Source organism: Croceivirga sp. ABH4_376 (assembly GCF_056160685.1).
This window is the reverse complement of sequence record NZ_JBSWXQ010000001.1, coordinates 927,391-945,461: the sequence shown is the minus strand read 5'-3', so window position 1 is coordinate 945,461 and position 18,071 is coordinate 927,391. Positions and strand designations below refer to the sequence as shown.

The 18,071-nt window shown below is 37.8% G+C and carries 13 protein-coding genes; 8 read left to right on the top strand and 5 right to left on the bottom strand.

What is annotated here, in order from left to right:
- Positions 1–88 precede the first annotated feature (88 nt).
- On the bottom strand, positions 89–2,017 hold the full coding sequence (locus ACXAGS_RS04080) for a RagB/SusD family nutrient uptake outer membrane protein (protein WP_474904735.1): 1,929 nt from the start codon (positions 2,015–2,017) through the stop codon (positions 89–91).
- 12 nt (positions 2,018–2,029) lie between these two features.
- Positions 2,030–5,164, bottom strand: a complete 3,135-nt coding sequence (locus tag ACXAGS_RS04075) for a SusC/RagA family TonB-linked outer membrane protein (protein ID WP_474904733.1) — start codon at positions 5,162–5,164, stop codon at positions 2,030–2,032.
- Positions 5,165–5,466: 302 nt separating this feature from the next.
- On the opposite strand from ACXAGS_RS04075, the gene ACXAGS_RS04070 reads away from it, so the two are divergent.
- The 4 genes from ACXAGS_RS04070 to ACXAGS_RS04055 all read left to right on the top strand — a co-directional run bounded on the left by ACXAGS_RS04070 (position 5,467) and on the right by ACXAGS_RS04055 (position 10,156).
- Positions 5,467–6,603, top strand: coding sequence for an endo-1,4-beta-xylanase (locus ACXAGS_RS04070; RefSeq protein ID WP_474904731.1), 1,137 nt, complete (start codon positions 5,467–5,469; stop codon positions 6,601–6,603).
- Between the two features lie 27 nt (positions 6,604–6,630).
- Positions 6,631–8,082 (top strand): MFS transporter, encoded by a 1,452-nt coding sequence (locus ACXAGS_RS04065; protein WP_474904729.1) that lies wholly within the window; start codon positions 6,631–6,633, stop codon positions 8,080–8,082.
- Positions 8,083–8,092: 10 nt separating this feature from the next.
- The gene (locus ACXAGS_RS04060) at positions 8,093–9,136 is read left to right on the top strand and encodes a glycoside hydrolase family 43 protein (RefSeq protein ID WP_474904728.1); all 1,044 of its coding nucleotides are present in this window, start codon (positions 8,093–8,095) and stop codon (positions 9,134–9,136) included.
- Between the two features lie 63 nt (positions 9,137–9,199).
- Positions 9,200–10,156 (top strand): hypothetical protein, encoded by a 957-nt coding sequence (locus tag ACXAGS_RS04055; RefSeq protein ID WP_474904726.1) that lies wholly within the window; start codon positions 9,200–9,202, stop codon positions 10,154–10,156.
- A 1-nt stretch (position 10,157) separates the two neighbouring features.
- Here the strand turns inward: ACXAGS_RS04055 and ACXAGS_RS04050 are convergent, their stop codons facing one another.
- From ACXAGS_RS04050 to ACXAGS_RS04040, 3 genes are all read right to left on the bottom strand, one after another.
- The gene (locus ACXAGS_RS04050) at positions 10,158–10,535 is read right to left on the bottom strand and encodes a hypothetical protein (RefSeq protein ID WP_474904724.1); all 378 of its coding nucleotides are present in this window, start codon (positions 10,533–10,535) and stop codon (positions 10,158–10,160) included.
- A gap of 683 nt (positions 10,536–11,218) precedes the next feature.
- Positions 11,219–11,908, bottom strand: a complete 690-nt coding sequence (locus tag ACXAGS_RS04045) for a LuxR C-terminal-related transcriptional regulator (protein ID WP_474904722.1) — start codon at positions 11,906–11,908, stop codon at positions 11,219–11,221.
- Between the two features lie 175 nt (positions 11,909–12,083).
- Positions 12,084–13,178, bottom strand: coding sequence for a DNA topoisomerase IB (locus tag ACXAGS_RS04040; RefSeq protein WP_474904720.1), 1,095 nt, complete (start codon positions 13,176–13,178; stop codon positions 12,084–12,086).
- A gap of 293 nt (positions 13,179–13,471) precedes the next feature.
- Between ACXAGS_RS04040 and ACXAGS_RS04035 the strand changes: the two genes are divergently transcribed.
- From ACXAGS_RS04035 to ACXAGS_RS04020, 4 genes are all read left to right on the top strand, one after another.
- Positions 13,472–13,933, top strand: coding sequence for an arsenate reductase family protein (locus ACXAGS_RS04035; protein ID WP_474904718.1), 462 nt, complete (start codon positions 13,472–13,474; stop codon positions 13,931–13,933).
- A 10-nt stretch (positions 13,934–13,943) separates the two neighbouring features.
- A complete protein-coding gene (locus ACXAGS_RS04030) occupies positions 13,944–14,384 on the top strand; it encodes a hemerythrin domain-containing protein (RefSeq protein WP_474904717.1) in 441 nt (146 codons plus the stop codon).
- Positions 14,385–14,666: 282 nt separating this feature from the next.
- Positions 14,667–15,581 carry a sensor histidine kinase gene (locus ACXAGS_RS04025; RefSeq protein ID WP_474904716.1) on the top strand — a complete coding sequence of 305 codons (915 nt, stop codon included), beginning with the start codon at positions 14,667–14,669 and terminating at the stop codon, positions 15,579–15,581.
- 324 nt (positions 15,582–15,905) lie between these two features.
- Positions 15,906–18,053, top strand: coding sequence for a glycoside hydrolase family 43 protein (locus ACXAGS_RS04020; protein WP_474904714.1), 2,148 nt, complete (start codon positions 15,906–15,908; stop codon positions 18,051–18,053).
- Positions 18,054–18,071: the final 18 nt, after the last annotated feature.

Sequence of the window (18,071 nt, the reverse complement as noted above, 5' to 3'; positions counted from 1 at the left end):
ATAAGAAAGAGGCCGTTAACACGAACAGCCTCTTTCAAAAAAATCTAAACTAACTCAAACTAATGCTACTCAAAGATTAGGTTGCATCTTAATATCCCGGATTCTGGTAGGCAATTTTTTCAGCCTCCGTCATATCCAAATCGTCTATTTGTCCTTGCGGTATAGGTCTTAAATAATGGTGTGGTTGTATGCCTCTTGTAGTAACCACAGGACTGTGATCGGTAGCATCATTACCAGCAATTTCATAAGAAGCAGCCAACACGTCCCAAGTTTGGGTTCTTACCAAATCTAACCATCTTACGCCTTCACCAAAATACTCTCTTGAACGCTCTTCCAATATGTATTCTATGGTAATGTTGGTTGGTGTAGCTGCGGTAAGTGCTGCACTATTATCCTCTATACGCTCTTCTTGCTCTCCATTGTCAAAACGCCATTTACCAGCACGAGCACGTAAAACATTAACCAAATCCCTAGCACTTTTACCCGCCTGGGTGGCCGCGCCCTTAACGGCCGCCTCTGCCGCTACTAAATAGAACTCGGAATATTTAGCAATAGGAAACGGTCTAGTTAAAGCACCATTAGGCTGCCCCAAGGAATTTTCCGTGTCATGATCCGTACGGTATGTGCCCAACTTCCAAAGGCCAGGATAAAACCTTCTATTTATTTCATTTAGATTGATTACATAATCTGATCTACCGGCAACTTCACCAGCGCCAAGATTTCCTCCATTAACACTATAATCTACTGTTGGGTCATATTCATCCAAGAACGAAATAACGGCATCTCCAGGGGCAATTTCCATACCATTGGCTGCTGTAATGGTAGGGTCGCTCACACCACCTTTATTCCAGTTACCTCTATAACTTGTCACAAAAGTGGCATCGTACCTAGAGTCTAATTCCTTTTCAGCAAAGGTTTCTTCAAAAACATTAATGCTAGGAGCCATACGTGTCCATGGGCGGCCATAACTTTGCGCTGCCTCTCTTTGCACTGCAGCAACACCATCTACATTAATAGTAGTATAGTTAGACGTTACCATCCAAACAGCAGTGTTGGCACTACCTCCTGTGCTACTCCAACCTAAACTAGCTCCATTATAAATTTGATTTTCTTCCGTACGGTCTGCATACAACATCATTTCACTATGGCGATCATTGGAAGCTAAATGCACATCATAAAAATATTCTTGTAAGGAATAAGGCCCAGGGTTATCTATTCCTTGAACGGCAATATCATAGGCCTGTTGAAAATACCATTGCGCATCCCTACCATCTGGGTCTGTCCTTGGCGTATCTGGATAGGTAGGTATATTTCTTGGGTTTTCTAACCACCAACCATATGTTAAATACGCTTTGGCCAAATACAAACGTGCCACGTTTTTAGTAACCGTACCAGTAAGTCTAGGCGAATCTGGCAAATCATTAACTGCTGTTAATAAGTCTGGAAAAATGCCAATTGTATAAACTTCTGGCACCGTATTTCTAGTAGATGTTCTAACGGCAGAATTATTAAATGCCAATTCTCCTGATCCTAAATCTAAAGGTACACCTCCAAATTGTTGCACCAGTAAAAAATAATTGAACGCTCTAAAAAAACGAGCTTCCGCAATAACAGCATTATCTAAGCCTACGGCAGAAGCGTTTTCTATAATACCACTTGCCGTATTTATTGCAGGAAAACTATTGCCCCACTGTATACCTGTAGTGTAGGTATCTGACATAATTTCACCTTCACCGGATAAATCTGCGGTTTTAAAATTGTTATCGGCACTTTGGGCAAAGGTATACTCATCCGTACCGGTTTCCATGGAATTGTAATAGTATGCTTGACCATATATATCCCTAAGGTTTTGATATAAAAAGGTTAAACCTCCGTTTACCCCTAATTCCGTTTCAAAAAACTCTGGTGTAAACACACCTCTTGTTTCTTCTTGTATAATGTCTTTAGTACAAGAACCTATTAGCAATGCAGAAGCAAACACTGCCAAGAATTTTATTTTGTTATTAAACTTTTTCATTTTGATTCTTTTTTAAAATGTGATGTTTAATCCTAACATATAATTTCTAGTTGTAGGAACGTTAGCGCCTACCGTTGGTATACCATTAGAAATTTGTGAGGTATTTACCGCTACGTTCTGACGGTTACCATTAGAGTCTACACCAGAATTGGTCTCTGGATCTAGACCAGATTCTTTGGTAAACGGAGAAAACAGTACAAATGGATTCTGGGCGGTTGCATATAAGTAGATATTTTGCACACCCAAATTCTTTACCAAGTTTTGATCCAATGTATACCCCAAGGTCAATGCCCTAACCTTTAAGAAAGAAGCATCAAAATAACCTAAAGTACTAGCGTATTTTTGATTATCACCAGATTGGATACCTCCTGGAGCAGGGTATTTAGCATCTGTATTGGTAGGTGTCCAATAATCTACATCTACGTTGTTTCTTCTACCTGTAAGTAAGTTTACATAACCATTAGAAGAATGTAAAGTACTTACTAATATGCCACCACTTTGGAATACGCCAACAGCGCTTAAATCAAAATTCTTATAGGTAAAACGCGTGTTAAAACCGCCTTGAAAATCTGGTGTTGGATCTTGCACCACCCTATCATCTGCATTAATAGCTCTAACCGGAGAACCATCTTCGTTAAACTCACCCGTATATGCCACTTTGATCATACCTACATTTCCTCCTGGCTCATATTGATCTAAATATTGGAAATCAGGATCAGACTCGTTCCAGAGACCAATTCGCTTATAATCATAAATAACGTTAATAGGAGACCCCACGAACAATAAAGAACCAACGTTCTCTTCTAGACCAGATGCAAGGGAAACAATTTTATTTCTATTGGTAAACACATTAACGCCTGCTTCCCAAGACAAACCATTTGGGTTCTCTATAATGGTACCGTTAAGTGCAATTTCAATACCCTTATTTTCCGTTTTTGCAATATTGGTAGCTATGTTACTAACCCCAGAGGTATCTGGTAAGCCAAGATTAAATAAAACATCATTGGTTTTGGTTACATAATACTCAACCGTACCGGACAAACGACTACCAAACAATGAGAAGTCTAAACCGTAGTTAAATGTTTCTGAGAATTCCCATCCAAGATTAGGGTTTGGTAATTGGGTTACACTATAGCCTGTTGCAAATGTGCTTCCAAAATTATAGTTTACCGTAGACAACCTACCTTGTGTAGAATATGGAGCAATTGCCTGATTGGATGTTTCTCCATAACCTACTCTCAATTTGAGTAAATCTACAAACCCAACGTTGTCCATAAATGATTCATTACCCACGTTCCAACCAAGAGATACCGCCGGATAGGTATACCATTTATACCCTGGAGCCAATCTTGAAGAACCATCGGAACGAACGGTTGCGGTAAACAAATACCTATTATCATACTGGTAAAGCACCCTGGCCATATAAGATAGTAAACCTGTGGAAGAATATCCAGTTCCGTAATCAGTAATATCCTCGGCTAGGGCAGCATCTAAATTATACCAAAGTGAATTTTCATTTGGTACATTTCTTACCGCTAATGTTGCATTATCATAATCTGTTCGTTGCGAAGAAAACAATCCCACAAAATTCACTTGATGCTTATCCGCAAAGGTTTTATCATACAGCAATTGATTTTCAATAACGTAATCCCTAGTTAAAGAGGTGCTATATCTAGCTGAGGAATTGTTGTCTTCATTATAACTGAATACGCCCCTTCCTTGGAAATTACCGTCTCTGCTGGTTCTAAAATTTAAACCCACATTTAAACGATATTTAAAACCATCTACCCATGGTATTTTTACTTCACCATATATATTGTTGTAAGAACCAAAATCCAATTGTTCATTTTTCCTGCCGTCTCCTATTCTGCTGATTTCATTTCTAGTAGGTATCCAAACATCATCTGCTTGTGTTTGTAAACGTACAGACTCTAAGAAATTACCGTTTTCGTCATAAGGACTTAACAAGGGAGAAGCAGCCAATGAAACACCAGCAATACTAGAGGTTATGTTATAATTCATTACAGAGTTAATACCAAACCTAAACAGTTCACCAACTTGTTGGTCTACCTGTGCTCTTAAGGAGTAACGCTGAAAAGAATCTCCAGGCAAAACCGAAGTTTCTTTAAAATAACCCAACCCTACATTATAGGAACCTTTTTCCGTACCGCCTTGTACACTTATATCGTGCGTTGTTTGCAAACCCGTACCGTAAAGCAAATCTTGCCAATCTGTATCATTCGCCAAGTCTTCATCCCCACCTAAATCGTAAATTGGAACACCGCCATTATTGGCAGCAACATCTGCTCGCAACTGTGTAAGTTGTGCAGCGTTCATCATTGGAAATTTGCTAAACACCTCTTTTGTTGCATAATAGGTGTTGTAGGTAAATTTAGCTTTTTGTCCTTTGGTGCCAGACTTGGTAGTGATGATAATGACACCATTTGCTCCCCTAGAACCATAAATAGCAGTGGCAGAAGCATCCTTTAGAATATCCAAACTCTCTATATCGTTTACATTGATATCACTTAAACCTCCAGAAAAAGGAATCCCGTTTAAAACGATTAAAGGATCATTATCTCCATTTAGAGAACGTGTACCCCTAATACGCACAGTTGGTGCAGCACCAGGCCTTGTACTTGTTGTAGAAATGTTTACACCGGGTGCACGGCCTTGCAATGCTTGCTGAAAGTTAGCAGTTTGAACCTCTTTAATTTCATCTGCCTTTAATGAGACTACAGAACCAGTTACAGACTCTTTGCTTTGCGTACCATAACCTATAACCACAACTTCGTCTAACAACTGGGTATCTTCTTCTAGTTGTACGTTTAAATTACGCCTTCCATTTAACGCAATCGTTTGAGGGTTAAAACCTAAATAACGAAATTCCAAGCTAGCATCTTGTGCTACCTCCAGAAAGTAATTTCCATCAAAATCCGTAGTAGTTCCATTTGCGGTGTTCATCTCTATAACACTAACACCAGGAATAGGAGTACCAGTAGCGTCCGTAACCGTACCACTAACAGAAACTTTTGTTTGCCCAATTGCACTAACACTGCAAAGCAGTAAGGCGAGCACACATAAATACAATCGCAAGGCATTTGCCTTCCATTTGATTAAAAAATCAAAATCTAAGTTTTTAGACATGTTTTAAGAATTTAGTTTAATTTCAACAGTTTGGTTGAGACTTAAGCAATTTTACCTGCTTTATAGTTTCAATATGATAAATGTATATATTAAAACAATAGATGCAATCGATTGCGCATTATTTTCAAAAAATGCTACGAAAATTTTTGCGAAACATATCGCACATAGATTCTTAATTCTATGTAATTAATAGGCCAACCGCTTTATATTAGCGATATGTCAATAAAAAATCTTGTTTTTTAAGGATATAAAAATGACTACTCAACGCCTAAACCAAAACATACTAAAATTAAAAGCAAAACATGAAACAAACTTTCCCTTCAACAATTCTGTTTCTTATCATGTTATTTATAGTAAGCTGTAAAGAAGATAAGAACCAAGAATTATCAGAAACCGAATACAAACTTCCAACCCTTAAAGAAGCTTTCGAAGCTAAGTTTACCATAGGAACCGCATTAAACAGCAATCAGATTTATGGTCATGATTCCTTAGCTACACAATTAATAAAAAAGGAATTCAATACCATAACGCCAGAGAACGTGATGAAATCTGTTAATATACACCCCGGTGTAAACACTTATAATTTTGATGCAGCGGATAAATACGTTCAGTTTGGTCTAGACCATAATATGTTTATTGTTGGACACACTTTGGTATGGCACAGCCAACTATCAAACTTTTTTAATGAAATAGAAACTGTAGACAGCTTAAAATCAGCACTAAAAAATCATGTGGATACTGTTGCCGGCAGGTATGCCGGTAAAATTAATGGTTGGGACGTGGTTAACGAAGCTTTAAATGAGGATGGTAGCTTAAGAAACTCTCTTTTTTTAAACAAACTAGGAGACACCTATTTGGTAGATGCCTTTAAATGGGCAGAAGAGGCTGCACCACATACAGAACTATATTATAACGATTATAATTTATGTGTACCTAGCAAAAGAGAGGGTGCAATTAAATTGATAAAATTTTTACAAGAAAATAATTGTAAAGTAGATGGTATAGGTATGCAAGGTCATTGGGGGCTAGAGACACCCTCTTTAGAAGAAATAGAAAAGAGTATTGTTGCTTATTCCGAATTAGGTATTAAGGTAATGATTACGGAGTTGGATATTACTGTATTACCCAATCCCTGGGATTTGGAGGGTGCAGACGTAAACCAAAATTTTGAGCAAGACCCTAAAATGAATCCTTATCCTAATGGCATGCCAGATTCTGTAGCAACTAAATTTAACAAACGCTATAAAGACATTTTTAAACTATTCTTGAAACATCAAGATAAAATTGACCGTGTTACCTTTTGGGGGGTACAAGATGGCGATTCTTGGTTAAATAATTGGCCTATAGAAGGTAGAACCAATTATCCTTTACTTTTTGACAGAGATTTTGAACAAAAACCAGCTTATAAAGAAGTAATTCAATTAGCTGCCAAAAATTAAAATATCCCATTAAAGCCAACCATTTATATGAAACCTGATTCTATTGGTATATCCGTTAAGGAGAAAGTTGGGTACGCACTGGGCGACCTCTCCGCCAATCTGGTCTTCCAGACCATTTTGACCTATTTAGCCTATTTCTATACGGATATCTATGGCCTCAAGACCGGCGATGCCTCCTTGGTCATCTTTACCGTGGGCACCGTGGCCGCTTTTCTCTTTAACCCCTTGATTGGCGCCCTGGCGGACCGCACCCATAGCAAATGGGGCAAGTTCCGTCCATGGATACTCTTTACCGCAGTGCCCTTGGGCGTGGTGGCCCTTTTGGCCTTTACCACCCCGGATTTTTCCTATAAGGGCAAGCTCATCTATGCCAGTGTGACCTATACCCTTCTTTTGTTGCTATATGCCGCCAACAACCTGCCCTATGCCGCGCTTAGCGGGGTAATTACCGGTAGCATGCAGGAGCGCAACAGTATCTCCGCCTATCGGTTCGTGGCCGTAATGTTCGCCCAGTTCTTCGTACAGGTGTTCATGCTGCCCATCATACAGGCCGCGGGCGGGGGAGACAAGGCCGCCGGTATTGAAACGGTAATGACCTATCTGGCCATCATCGGCACCCTTATGCTACTGATAACCTTTGTTACCACAAAGGAGCGCATCGTTCCAAAACCGGAACAAAGATCTAGCTTCTTACAGGACATCAAGGATTTGAGCAAGAACCGGCCATGGGTGATCATGTTGCTGCTCACCACATTGGTATTCGTTACCTTGGCCATGAAGGGTGGGTCCTATGTCTATTATTTCGAGAACTTTGTGGACCAACCACAACTTGCGGGGTTCCTTGCCCCCATACTGGACGCGCTTACCGCAGTGGGCATGGACTTCTTTGGGGACAATGCCGCGGCCGCGGGCTTTGGGCTCTTCAACGCAGGGGGCATCATCTTCATGATCGTGGGCATCGGGTTCTCCAAAAAACTGGCGGACCGCTATGGAAAAAGGGACGTCTTCGCCCTGGCCCTGTTCGTATCCACCCTCTTCATAATCGTTTTCTATTTCTTTGGCCCCAAGGACGTGGCCTATATGTTCCTGGCACAGGTACTGCATGGGTTCTCCTACGGGGTGACCATTCCACTGTTATGGGCCATGATCGCCGATGTAGCCGATTATTCCGAGTGGAGGAACGACCGTAGGGCAACGGCAATTATCTTCTCCGCCATGATGATAGGCCTTAAGCTAGGGCTCTCCATAGGGGGCGCACTGGTCACCTATATCCTGGGGGTTTACGGCTATCTGGCAAAAGTAGCGGGAAACCCGGCAGCGCAACAGCCCCGGTCCGCGTTGGACGGGATAAAACTATTGGTGAGCCTATACCCCGCCATACCCTTCCTTCTGGGAATAGGGCTACTCTTCTTCTATGTGATCAACAAGGACATGGAGAACACCATAGAGAACGATTTAAAAACAAGACGAAAAAACTAAAACATACACCATGCCCGAAGAAAGCACAGCACACATCGATTTTGACATACTGGACCAAAAGGCCATTTCAAAGCCCTTGGTGACCCACATCTACACCGCGGACCCTTCCGCACATGTATTTGAGGGCAAGATATACGTTTACCCATCCCACGACATCGATGCCGGCGAGGCCTTTGACGATTTGGGAAGCCATTTTGCCATGGAGGACTACCACGTTCTGTCCATGGACCATGTGGGGGCACCGGCAAAGGACCATGGCGTGGCACTGCACGTGGACGACGTGCCTTGGGCCAAACAGCAGATGTGGGCCCCGGACGCCGCACATAAAAACGGAACCTACTATCTGTTTTTTCCCGCAAAGGACCATCAGGGCATCTTTAGGATAGGGGTGGCCCTCTCCGATTCGCCTACGGGGCCTTTTACCCCTAGGCCAGAGGCCATAAAGGATAGTTTTAGTATTGATCCGGCCGTTTTTGAGGATACAGACGGCACACACTACATGTATTTTGGCGGGCTCTGGGGCGGGCAATTACAACGATGGAGAAATGGCTCCTTTGATGCCTCCAGCCCGGAAAGCCCTACGGCGCATTTGCCGCAAGACCATGAACCGGCGCTTCTGCCCTTCGTGGCCAAAATGCGGGAAGACCTGTTGGAGTTCGACGAAAAACCAAGGCCCGTAGAGATCCTGGACCAAAACGGTAAACGCCTTTTGGCCGGGGACAACCAAAGACGCTTTTTTGAGGCGGCGTGGCTACACAAGCATAACGGACGATACTACTTCTCTTACAGTACCGGGGACACCCATTACATTTGCTATGCCATTGGGGACAGCCCTTACGGGCCGTTTACCTACGCAGGACGTATACTGGAACCCGTGGTGGGTTGGACGAGCCACCATTCCATTTGCCAGGTGGACGGTCAGTGGTACCTATTCTATCATGACTCTAGCTTATCCAAGGGGGTTACACATCTTAGGTCCGTGAAAATGGCGCCCATACAACACGATCTTGAAGGAAACATCAAAACTTTAAAACCCTATGGGAACTATAGATAAATGCTAAACCGTGGCATTGGTTAATATTTTACAAGGTTTGAAGATATTTTCTATTTTTAACCAATGCCTAAAAACCCCGTATTTAGAGATGGACTAAAAGCCGTGGCAATATTCTTATTGCCTTTTTTACCCTATTTACATGTTTATAGCACACAAATATTTCATGAGTCCAATATAAACCCCTTCTGGATTTCTCTTTTTGGTGATTTTGAATTTTTTAACGCTTGGATGTATCTTAGCTTGATACGATTTCAAATTATCATCTCTCTTATAATTTGGCTTTTTAATTGTAACGGAAAGATTCATCTAGGGATAAAAACTATTCTAATTTGGATACTGATTTCTGAAATTGCATTGCTTTCTATTCTAAGTAAACCTAGTTATATATTCATCAAGTTTACCGGCGTATTCCTCGCAATCATATATTTTTCTAAAGATGGAATATTGGCACTAAACAGCAAAAATTATTCTAATCTAATTCTTATAGCTCAACCTATTTTTAACTTATTAACCCTTTTGGTCCCAAAAAATTTGAGTCAACTTGATTTAATTCTTTTCACTATCCCAGATTTTGGCTATATAGATGTTAGTATATTTTTAAATACGATAGTTTTTAAATTTAACCTACTAATTATTTTTTCCGTGTGGTTTTTTACAGAGAAACGTTGGTGGCGCTACGCCATACTTTCACCCATTCTACTACTAGGAAATCAAATATATAATTTGCTTTTTGTTGAATCTGATTCCATTGATGAAATTGAACTATACCAATCTGGACCATTCTTGTTAACACTTTTAATAGTGCTACTACTTTTGGCAAAAGTAGCGGATGACCAAGAAAAAATTAAGCAATTTTTACAGAGTCAATATAATGCGATTGAGCATATGGTAGAAAATAGGTTTTCTAAAAAGCAACAAAACATTGAAGACCATAAAAAATTAGTAAACAATAAGAAAAAATTGAATAATGAGGAACTTATTGCACTTAAGGAAAAATTAGAAAAGGAATTGAGAAAATAAACTACTCCTTATCGTTTCGTTTCTTAATTTCCTTGTTCACTTCTTTCAATAACTCCTTAAGTTCCTTTTCTTGCCGTTCTTTTATTTTAGCGGTTACAATTCGCTCAATTTCAAGCTCTTTTTCCCTTGGCAATCTATTGCCCCGAACAGCTTCGATTCCAGGATTAAGCATTTCGCCTTCACCGGTTATTAACCATATTAAATTAAGTTGAGGATAGGTTTTTACAATGTTTTCGATAACATCACTACCAATAGAAGCATGATTTTTTCTCATGCGAAGCGTATAACCATTACTTGCGCCAATGCTTAAATCGAACTGGCGCGCACTTAATCCCGCATGTTCAATAAATTGCATTAAACGATCAATAGTTTTAATCATAACGTAGTTTAAATAAGATTGAGATAGTCTAAATATACTATTTAACTGGCAATTTTCATGCTTTTTAAATTTATAGAAAACTAAAAAAAGGAAATTCTGCAAATACAAATATAGATTTTTTTCTATATTTGTATTGTGAATGCTTAATATAAGCTCCTAATCACAAACTATCACTGTATTGAAAAGGGTATGGCTTCCATACCCTTTTCTTTTTATAAAAACTAGCTAGTAAAAAGCTTAGTATTAAAAATACCTAACCAAAATTTAATATCCTTATATCCGCTTACTCTTAATAGATTTAAAAGTAAATTAGCAAAATACAAGAAAAGTAGAAAGAGAAATAGAACATGCTCAAAATGAAGAATTCTAAGCTTAAAACTTCAAATCTTTGGGCTAACCAATAACTAATACAGATTTAGGAAAAATTAAATGGAGTAATCCAAAAAATACCATCCCGGGAAGGAAGGTAATAGAATAAAGTTGGTCTCCCCCAAGACTTTCTAAATACTATTTACCAACCCTCGCCTAAATGGTTTAAGTATAAATGTTGTTCTGTTTAACAGAACTGTAATAAAAACGTCAAAAATACAACTATTAGTATTTACAGTAAGGAAGAATATCCTTACTGCTACGAATAAGCAAAACTAATTTAGATGGAATAAGAAAGCTATAGGCTATTTGGCCTATTTTAAACTGTAGAAAACTTGTGCCAACTTGTACAAATCAGTGCGTTTCTTGGTTCCCAGTTTTTGGAATACCCTTTCCGCATGATTTTTAACCGTTTTATCTGAAATAAAAAGTAGCTCTGCTATTTCCTTTCTAGATAATTCCTTCCCCAATAGAAAAAACACCTGTTTTTCTCTTTTAGTGAGCCTATTAAAACGTTCAAAATATGCCTCAAACAGTGGATCAACACCAAATAGACTATCTATCTTATCTGAAAAACTTTCAACATTTTGTGGAAATATCGAAACCGAAATCAATTGATCATCATTCAATATTCTGGTAGATGTAAATAAATGAAAAGGTTTGTCGTCTTCTGAGTGCTTCCAATCTTGAATAAAGGGAATTATCTTATCTGTATCCTTATCGCTTATTTTTTCTGCTAAATTAGGGTAAGTTACATTTAAGGTAAAATCACTTTGATGACGCTCATAAACCGTTGTTCCCAATTCCAACAACTCTTCCATGGAGTAACGAATCAAGTCTTGACCTTGTTTAGAAATGTATTCCAAACTAAGATCATGAACGGAATTAATGTGTAATATCCCAGGAATTAAGGCTGCAAGATCGTCTAATTCCAAAACGCCTTGGTTAATTAACTGGGTCAATTTAAATAACTGTTTGGTTTCTTTAAGAACCAATTTTTTCATCCTCAATCATTTTATGGTTAGTGCAATGACGGTCGGTTGTATTTGATTGAAGGTTTACAGTATTTTAATGATCTGATTTTTTTATAGCGGTTGCAAAGATAAAATTTCAAATGAACTGGCGACTATATACTATGCATTTAGCACAAATATTAGTTAAACCATATTGAATAATTGTTCAACGGTATTTATTAAGTAATTCTTGGGGCCTATATTTCTTTAAAAGTGCCCGCAACGCCTTTTCATTTGGCTGCAGCCCATTATCTGTAGGTTCTTGGTACGCATCTGCCATCTTAAAATATGGAAGAATCGCATCATTCAAATACACTTCGTTTATAAGGGGGTGCACGTAATAGTTCTTACACACATTTTTAGTATTGTTTAATTCTTTAGCCGCAACGGCGACTGCTTGTACCCAATTATCTTCTTTCTTCTTTTTACTTTCTACCGTTGGCGTTTGTTTTAAATAATCAAAAACAATTAAACTAGCTGCCCATGTTCTAAAATCTTTTGCAGAAAAAATTTCCCCACTTATTTTTTGAATATAAGCGTTGACCATTCCGCTGTCTATTTTTTGTTTCTCACCATTTTCATCAAAATATTGAAACAATTCCCAACCAGGAATTTCTTCGCATTGGTTCACCAATTTAGCTAACTTCTTATTTCTAATGGTTACATTATGTTCTTTGCCCCTTTTACCAATAAAATTAAATTTGATTTTATCCTTTACTATTGAAACATGCCTATTTCTTAAGGTAGATAAACCGTAAGTCTTATTTTGCTTAGCATAATAGGCATTTCCTACCCGTATATGACTTTCTTCTAATAGCCTTATAACCAACGCCAAAACTTTATCTTTGCTCCAATTGTTTCTTTCCAAATCTTCTTGGCTTTGCTTTCTTATCTGGGGAAGCTTTTCCGCAAATGCCAACATTTTATAAAATTTGGTCTGCTTTCTTAGTTTAAGCCATTTAGGATGGTACCTGTATTGTTTCCTTTTTTTAGCATCTCTGCCAGTGGCCTGTAAATGCGCATTTTCAAATTCTGCTATTTTTACCTGCCTCCATGCCGGAGGCAGTACCAGTTTTTTAATTCTTTCAAGTGTTTTTTTCTCTTTATAAGGGGTATCGCCTTTTAAATAGACCGTGGTGTTTTTTAATTGTTTGCGGGTTATGGTTAGAATTTCGGGAGTGGTGTACACCAAATTATACGTTTCTAAAAGCTCTTCAGGAGCTTTATAAAATTTGGCTACATATGCAGTTAAATCTTTCATTGTTAAAGCATTTAAAAAAGAAAAAGGTCGTCCTAAGACAACCTTCTTCCCTACCACCACAATATATTTTCGTGTCTTAATTATCGACATTACAAAGTAAGGGTCACCAATAAAATTTAATTAACCCATTTACGGTAAGATGTAACTCTTTAAGTGACTAGCAATCTAAACACCAACTTTTTAATTATCTAATTGCGTTCAACATTAAAGTTTTTAGGGTAAAAATATTTTTAATTTTTGAGCACCTTTGAGATTATAAATCACCACTTAAATTTAAAGATAAGGGTACAAGAATGAAGAAAGATATGGGCGTTTTAGCAACAGACAAGAATCAATTGGTATATATATACTCTGAACAATCGGATATTGGCAAAAAATTGTTAGCCTATGCAAAAAGCACGGACATGGCTATAAGAGCCATTAATATAGATGAAGAAAAAATAGCTAACACTGTTTGGGCAGAAATATCGGAAATGCTGGGACTTAAGTTCTCTGAAATATTCAGCACCAACGTATTGACTGAGGAGATGAAAGATTTTGAAAGTTCTGATGAAAACGACTGGCTCAAAATAATTCAGAATAACAGTAAGGCACTGCAAAAACCAATTGTAATACACGATACAACTGCTAAAGTAGTTGCTAATAGATATGACATTGGAAAATTCTTTGAGGCAGATGGCAGCAATTTTGATAAATCACCTGATGCCATAAAGAACGCCAACCATACAGATACCACAGATAAAGAGGCATTTTAATATATTAAGTATGAAAATATTTGAAGCAATACGTAAAGATCACGATGTACAGCGTAAACTCTTAGATGTTTTGGTAGATACCTCTGGCGATAGCAAAACCAGAAGAGATGCCTTTAACACGCTAAAAAAAGAGTTAGCCATACATGCGGATGGTGAGGAAAGACATTTTTATATACCATTGATGAAGGTAGATAAAACCCAAGATCATGCTAGGCACGGTGTTGCGGAACATCATGAGATAGATGAATTAGTAGAAAAACTAGAGAATACGGACTATAGCTCTTCTGCATGGCTAAAATACGCTAAAGATTTACAAGAAAAAGTAACCCATCATTTGGCGGACGAAGAGCACAGTTTTTTTCAACTAGCTGGCAAAGTATTGCCAGATAAAGAGTTGACAGATTTGGCAGAAGAATATCAAACATATATAAGTGATAAAAGATCTACTTAATAAAATCTAAAAAGATTGCTTAAGAGACCGCCGATTGGCGGTCTTTTTTTATTTAGACACTAAGGCATTACACCTCAAATCATTGTTCGGAAAAGGTATTTCGCATGCAATTCCTACAAAATAGCTTTCCGTTAATCTACAGTAAATTGAATTTCATCTGAAACTGCTTTCGCTTAAACTAAAAAGTAATCCTATTCCTACATTACTAAACTACATTTGTACCATAACCTACAAAAAAGTGTCGATATATTAATTTGACTAAATCATAAAAAGTCCCAAATTATGATACCTAAAAAAATAAAATTACACCGACCCTATTTTATTACAGCTATAGCTGTAGTAGCAGCTGTTTGCGGATTTGCCATTGCAGATTTACTAGTAGATTGGAGCGTTTTCTTAAACGGTATACTTGCTACCGCAGTTATTACCTTATGCATAACCATACCTATTGCATATAGCATGGACCATTTTGCAATGAAATATCGTAAACAAAATAAGGAACTTGCAAAATTAGACGCCTTAAACAAAAAGTTATTTGCGTTGATATCCCATGACGTACGCTCCCCACTAAATAATTTAAAAACCTTGGTGGATTTATTTGTAAATGGTGATATGGATATGGAAACCGCCCAAGAATATTTTGGTCAAGTTTCTAGCAAATTGGATAATCTAACAGATTTCTTAGATGGCTTGCTAGATTGGTCCAAAAGACAGACGGAAGATGAGCACTTACAGAAAACCAATTTTAGTACAGATAATACAATTCTTCCAATAGTTGATTTACTTACTGAACAAGCGGAAGCAAAAAAAATATCAATTTATAAAGAAGCTACCAACCAAACCATATTTGCAGACAAAAATAGTTATGAGTTCATTTTTAGAAACTTATTACACAATGCCATTAAATTTACTCCGGCTAATGGTGCAATCTATATAAATACCTATGCCAAAAACGGTAAAGTCTATACTGCTATAAAAGATACCGGCTTAGGTATAGCCGATGCCGAAATAAGCAAAATATTAGATGGTAATAATTGGCATACCACCAATGGAACGGAAGATGAAAAAGGTAGCGGCTTTGGTATTAGAACTTGTTTCTATTACCTAAAACAAAATGGAGGTGAATTAGACATCAAGAGTAAAGTTGGCTCAGGTACCATAATGACTTTTTCTATGCCAAAAGGGAAGTTGGCTTAACGCTTTAGCACAGGTCTATACTTAGGTACAAATGTATCCTTTTAATAAATAATGACTTAATTATACTTTGCAAATACGTTCAATCCATCTGCCATTCTAATTGGTATGTTTTTATTTCTCTTTATCAACTAACCTTAAAGAGTTTCAACCCAACTTCTTCTCTCGTTCCCCCTGGTTTTTCAGCACAATTTTATTGAAACTTGCACACTGCTTTCTAATTTTTGTTCGTATTAAATATAAATAAAGGCAATTTTTTATTTTAATTTTACGTGTTATTTTTACATTTATAAAATTAACAGTAATTTCAATTAAAATATAATCTAGATGTCTACAAAACGTGCATTTTCTATAGCCCTTCTATTGGGGTTACTATTTTCTTGCCAGAGCAACCTCAAAAATAAACCGCACACGGCTTATCTGTTCACCTATTTTACAGGTAATGGAGATGGCGAAGAAGCAATAAGATATGCAGTTAGTAGAGATGGTTTTAATTATTATGCCTTAAATGATAACGAACCTATTATAGCCTCAAAAGCTATTAGTGATACGGGTGGCGTGCGAGACCCACATATTTTAAGAGGAGAAGATGGCTATTTCTATATGACCGTCACAGACCTATATACCAACAATGGATGGAGTAATACAAAAATCATCTTAATGCGCTCCAATGACTTAATTTCTTGGGAGAGCCATGTTATAGATTTACCTAAAAAATTTCCTGCATTTTCTAAGATTACTCGCGCTTGGGCACCTCAGACGTTTTACGATCAAAAAGAGGATAAGTTGATGGTCTACTTTTCTATGCTAGAGCCAGGCAGTTATGATAAAATTTATTACGCCTATGCCAATGCAGATTTTTCTGATTTAGAAACAGAACCAAAACAGCTTTATTATAGTCCAGATAAAAAATCTTGTATAGATGGTGATATTATCTATAAAGACGGAAAATACCACCTTTTTTATAAAACAGAAGGTGCGGCAGATAAGGGTATTAAAGTTGCCATTTCTGATCAATTAACAGAAGGTTATAAACCATTGCCAGACTATAAAGACCAAACCGATAAAGCCGTGGAAGGGTCTGGGGTATTTAAACTATTAAACGCTGACACCTATATTTTAATGTACGATATGTACATGGATGGCAGGTATCAATTTGCTGCTAGTGAAGACTTACAAGATTTTAAAGCACTAGGAGCAGATAAAGTCTCCATGAATTTTCATCCAAGACACGGTACTATAATCACAATTACGGAAAATGAAGCCAAACGATTACTAAAAGCATTTCCATCTAAAGATTTACCACTTGTTTTAGACGCTTCTACAGAAAGCATTAAAAAAAATAACGTATACTCCAACGGTAGCACACAACAACTTTACCTACCACTAAAACCTAATGGTAACTTAAATGATAATGAACTAGAGCTTATATTGTTTCCTGGCGTAGCTTTAGAGAAGCCCATTACCATGCAACAAGGCAAGGCAACAGCAAACCTTATTTTACCAGATGGCAGCAAAGAAACCTATTCAATTGTATCTTCCATAGACAATAATCCTGTATTAGAAGGTTTTTATGCCGATCCAGAGATTATTTATTCCAACTCAGACAACAAGTTCTATTTATACCCAACGAGTGACGGTTTTGATGGTTGGTCTGGCACCTACTTTAAAACCTTTTCTTCTACGGATTTAGTTAATTGGCAAGATGAAGGAACCATATTAGACCTTAATAAAGATGTATCCTGGGCCAATAGAAATGCTTGGGCCCCTTGTATTGCTGAAAAAATGACGGACAATGGCTACAAGTATTATTACTATTACACTGCTGCCCAAAATATTGGCGTTGCCGTGGCAGATGCACCCAGCGGACCGTTTACAGATTTAGGTCATGTTTTTGTAGACTACAAAACAAAAGAGGCAAAAGGCGGGCAGGTAATAGACCCAGATGTATTTATAGACCCGGTAAGCGGAAAGCCCTATTTTTATTATGGCAATGGGTTTATGGCTGCCGCAGAATTAAATGCGGATATGGTTACCTTAAAAAAGGAAACCCTAACAGACCTTACACCAAAAGATGGAACATTTAGAGAGGGCACAGAAGTTTTCTATAGAAATGGCCTTTATTACTTTATGTGGTCTGAGGATGATACCAGAAGCCCTAATTACAGAGTTAGATATGCAACCGCCAAAACACCTATGGGGCCTCTAGAGATTCCAGAAAATAATTTGGTCATAGAAAAAGACACTGAAATAGAAATTTATGGTACAGGTCATAACTCCGTAATCAATGTGCCTGGCACGGATGATTGGTATATAATTTATCACCGATTTAATAGACCCAAAGGCATTAAAATGGGAAGCCCAGCCGGTTTTCATAGAGAAGTATGTATAGACAAGCTAGAATTTAATACAGACGGTAGCATAAAAAAGACCAAACCCACCTTAGAAGGTATAAAACCGATTAAACACAATTGAAAACTATAACTAAACACA

What these genes read in the sequence shown, in the direction of transcription:
- ACXAGS_RS04050 (WP_474904724.1), bottom strand. Translation starts at nt 10,535, where the DNA reads ATGATTAAAACTATTGATCGTTTAATGCAATTTATTGAACATGCGGGA.
- ACXAGS_RS04060 (WP_474904728.1), top strand. Translation starts at nt 8,093, where the DNA reads ATGCCCGAAGAAAGCACAGCACACATCGATTTTGACATACTGGACCAA.
- ACXAGS_RS04020 (WP_474904714.1), top strand. Translation starts at nt 15,906, where the DNA reads ATGTCTACAAAACGTGCATTTTCTATAGCCCTTCTATTGGGGTTACTA.
- ACXAGS_RS04025 (WP_474904716.1), top strand. Translation starts at nt 14,667, where the DNA reads ATGATACCTAAAAAAATAAAATTACACCGACCCTATTTTATTACAGCT.
- ACXAGS_RS04070 (WP_474904731.1), top strand. Translation starts at nt 5,467, where the DNA reads ATGAAACAAACTTTCCCTTCAACAATTCTGTTTCTTATCATGTTATTT.
- ACXAGS_RS04055 (WP_474904726.1), top strand. Translation starts at nt 9,200, where the DNA reads ATGCCTAAAAACCCCGTATTTAGAGATGGACTAAAAGCCGTGGCAATA.
- ACXAGS_RS04040 (WP_474904720.1), bottom strand. Translation starts at nt 13,178, where the DNA reads ATGAAAGATTTAACTGCATATGTAGCCAAATTTTATAAAGCTCCTGAA.
- ACXAGS_RS04045 (WP_474904722.1), bottom strand. Translation starts at nt 11,908, where the DNA reads ATGAAAAAATTGGTTCTTAAAGAAACCAAACAGTTATTTAAATTGACC.
- ACXAGS_RS04065 (WP_474904729.1), top strand. Translation starts at nt 6,631, where the DNA reads ATGAAACCTGATTCTATTGGTATATCCGTTAAGGAGAAAGTTGGGTAC.
- ACXAGS_RS04080 (WP_474904735.1), bottom strand. Translation starts at nt 2,017, where the DNA reads ATGAAAAAGTTTAATAACAAAATAAAATTCTTGGCAGTGTTTGCTTCT.
- ACXAGS_RS04035 (WP_474904718.1), top strand. Translation starts at nt 13,472, where the DNA reads ATGAAGAAAGATATGGGCGTTTTAGCAACAGACAAGAATCAATTGGTA.
- ACXAGS_RS04030 (WP_474904717.1), top strand. Translation starts at nt 13,944, where the DNA reads ATGAAAATATTTGAAGCAATACGTAAAGATCACGATGTACAGCGTAAA.
- ACXAGS_RS04075 (WP_474904733.1), bottom strand. Translation starts at nt 5,164, where the DNA reads ATGTCTAAAAACTTAGATTTTGATTTTTTAATCAAATGGAAGGCAAAT.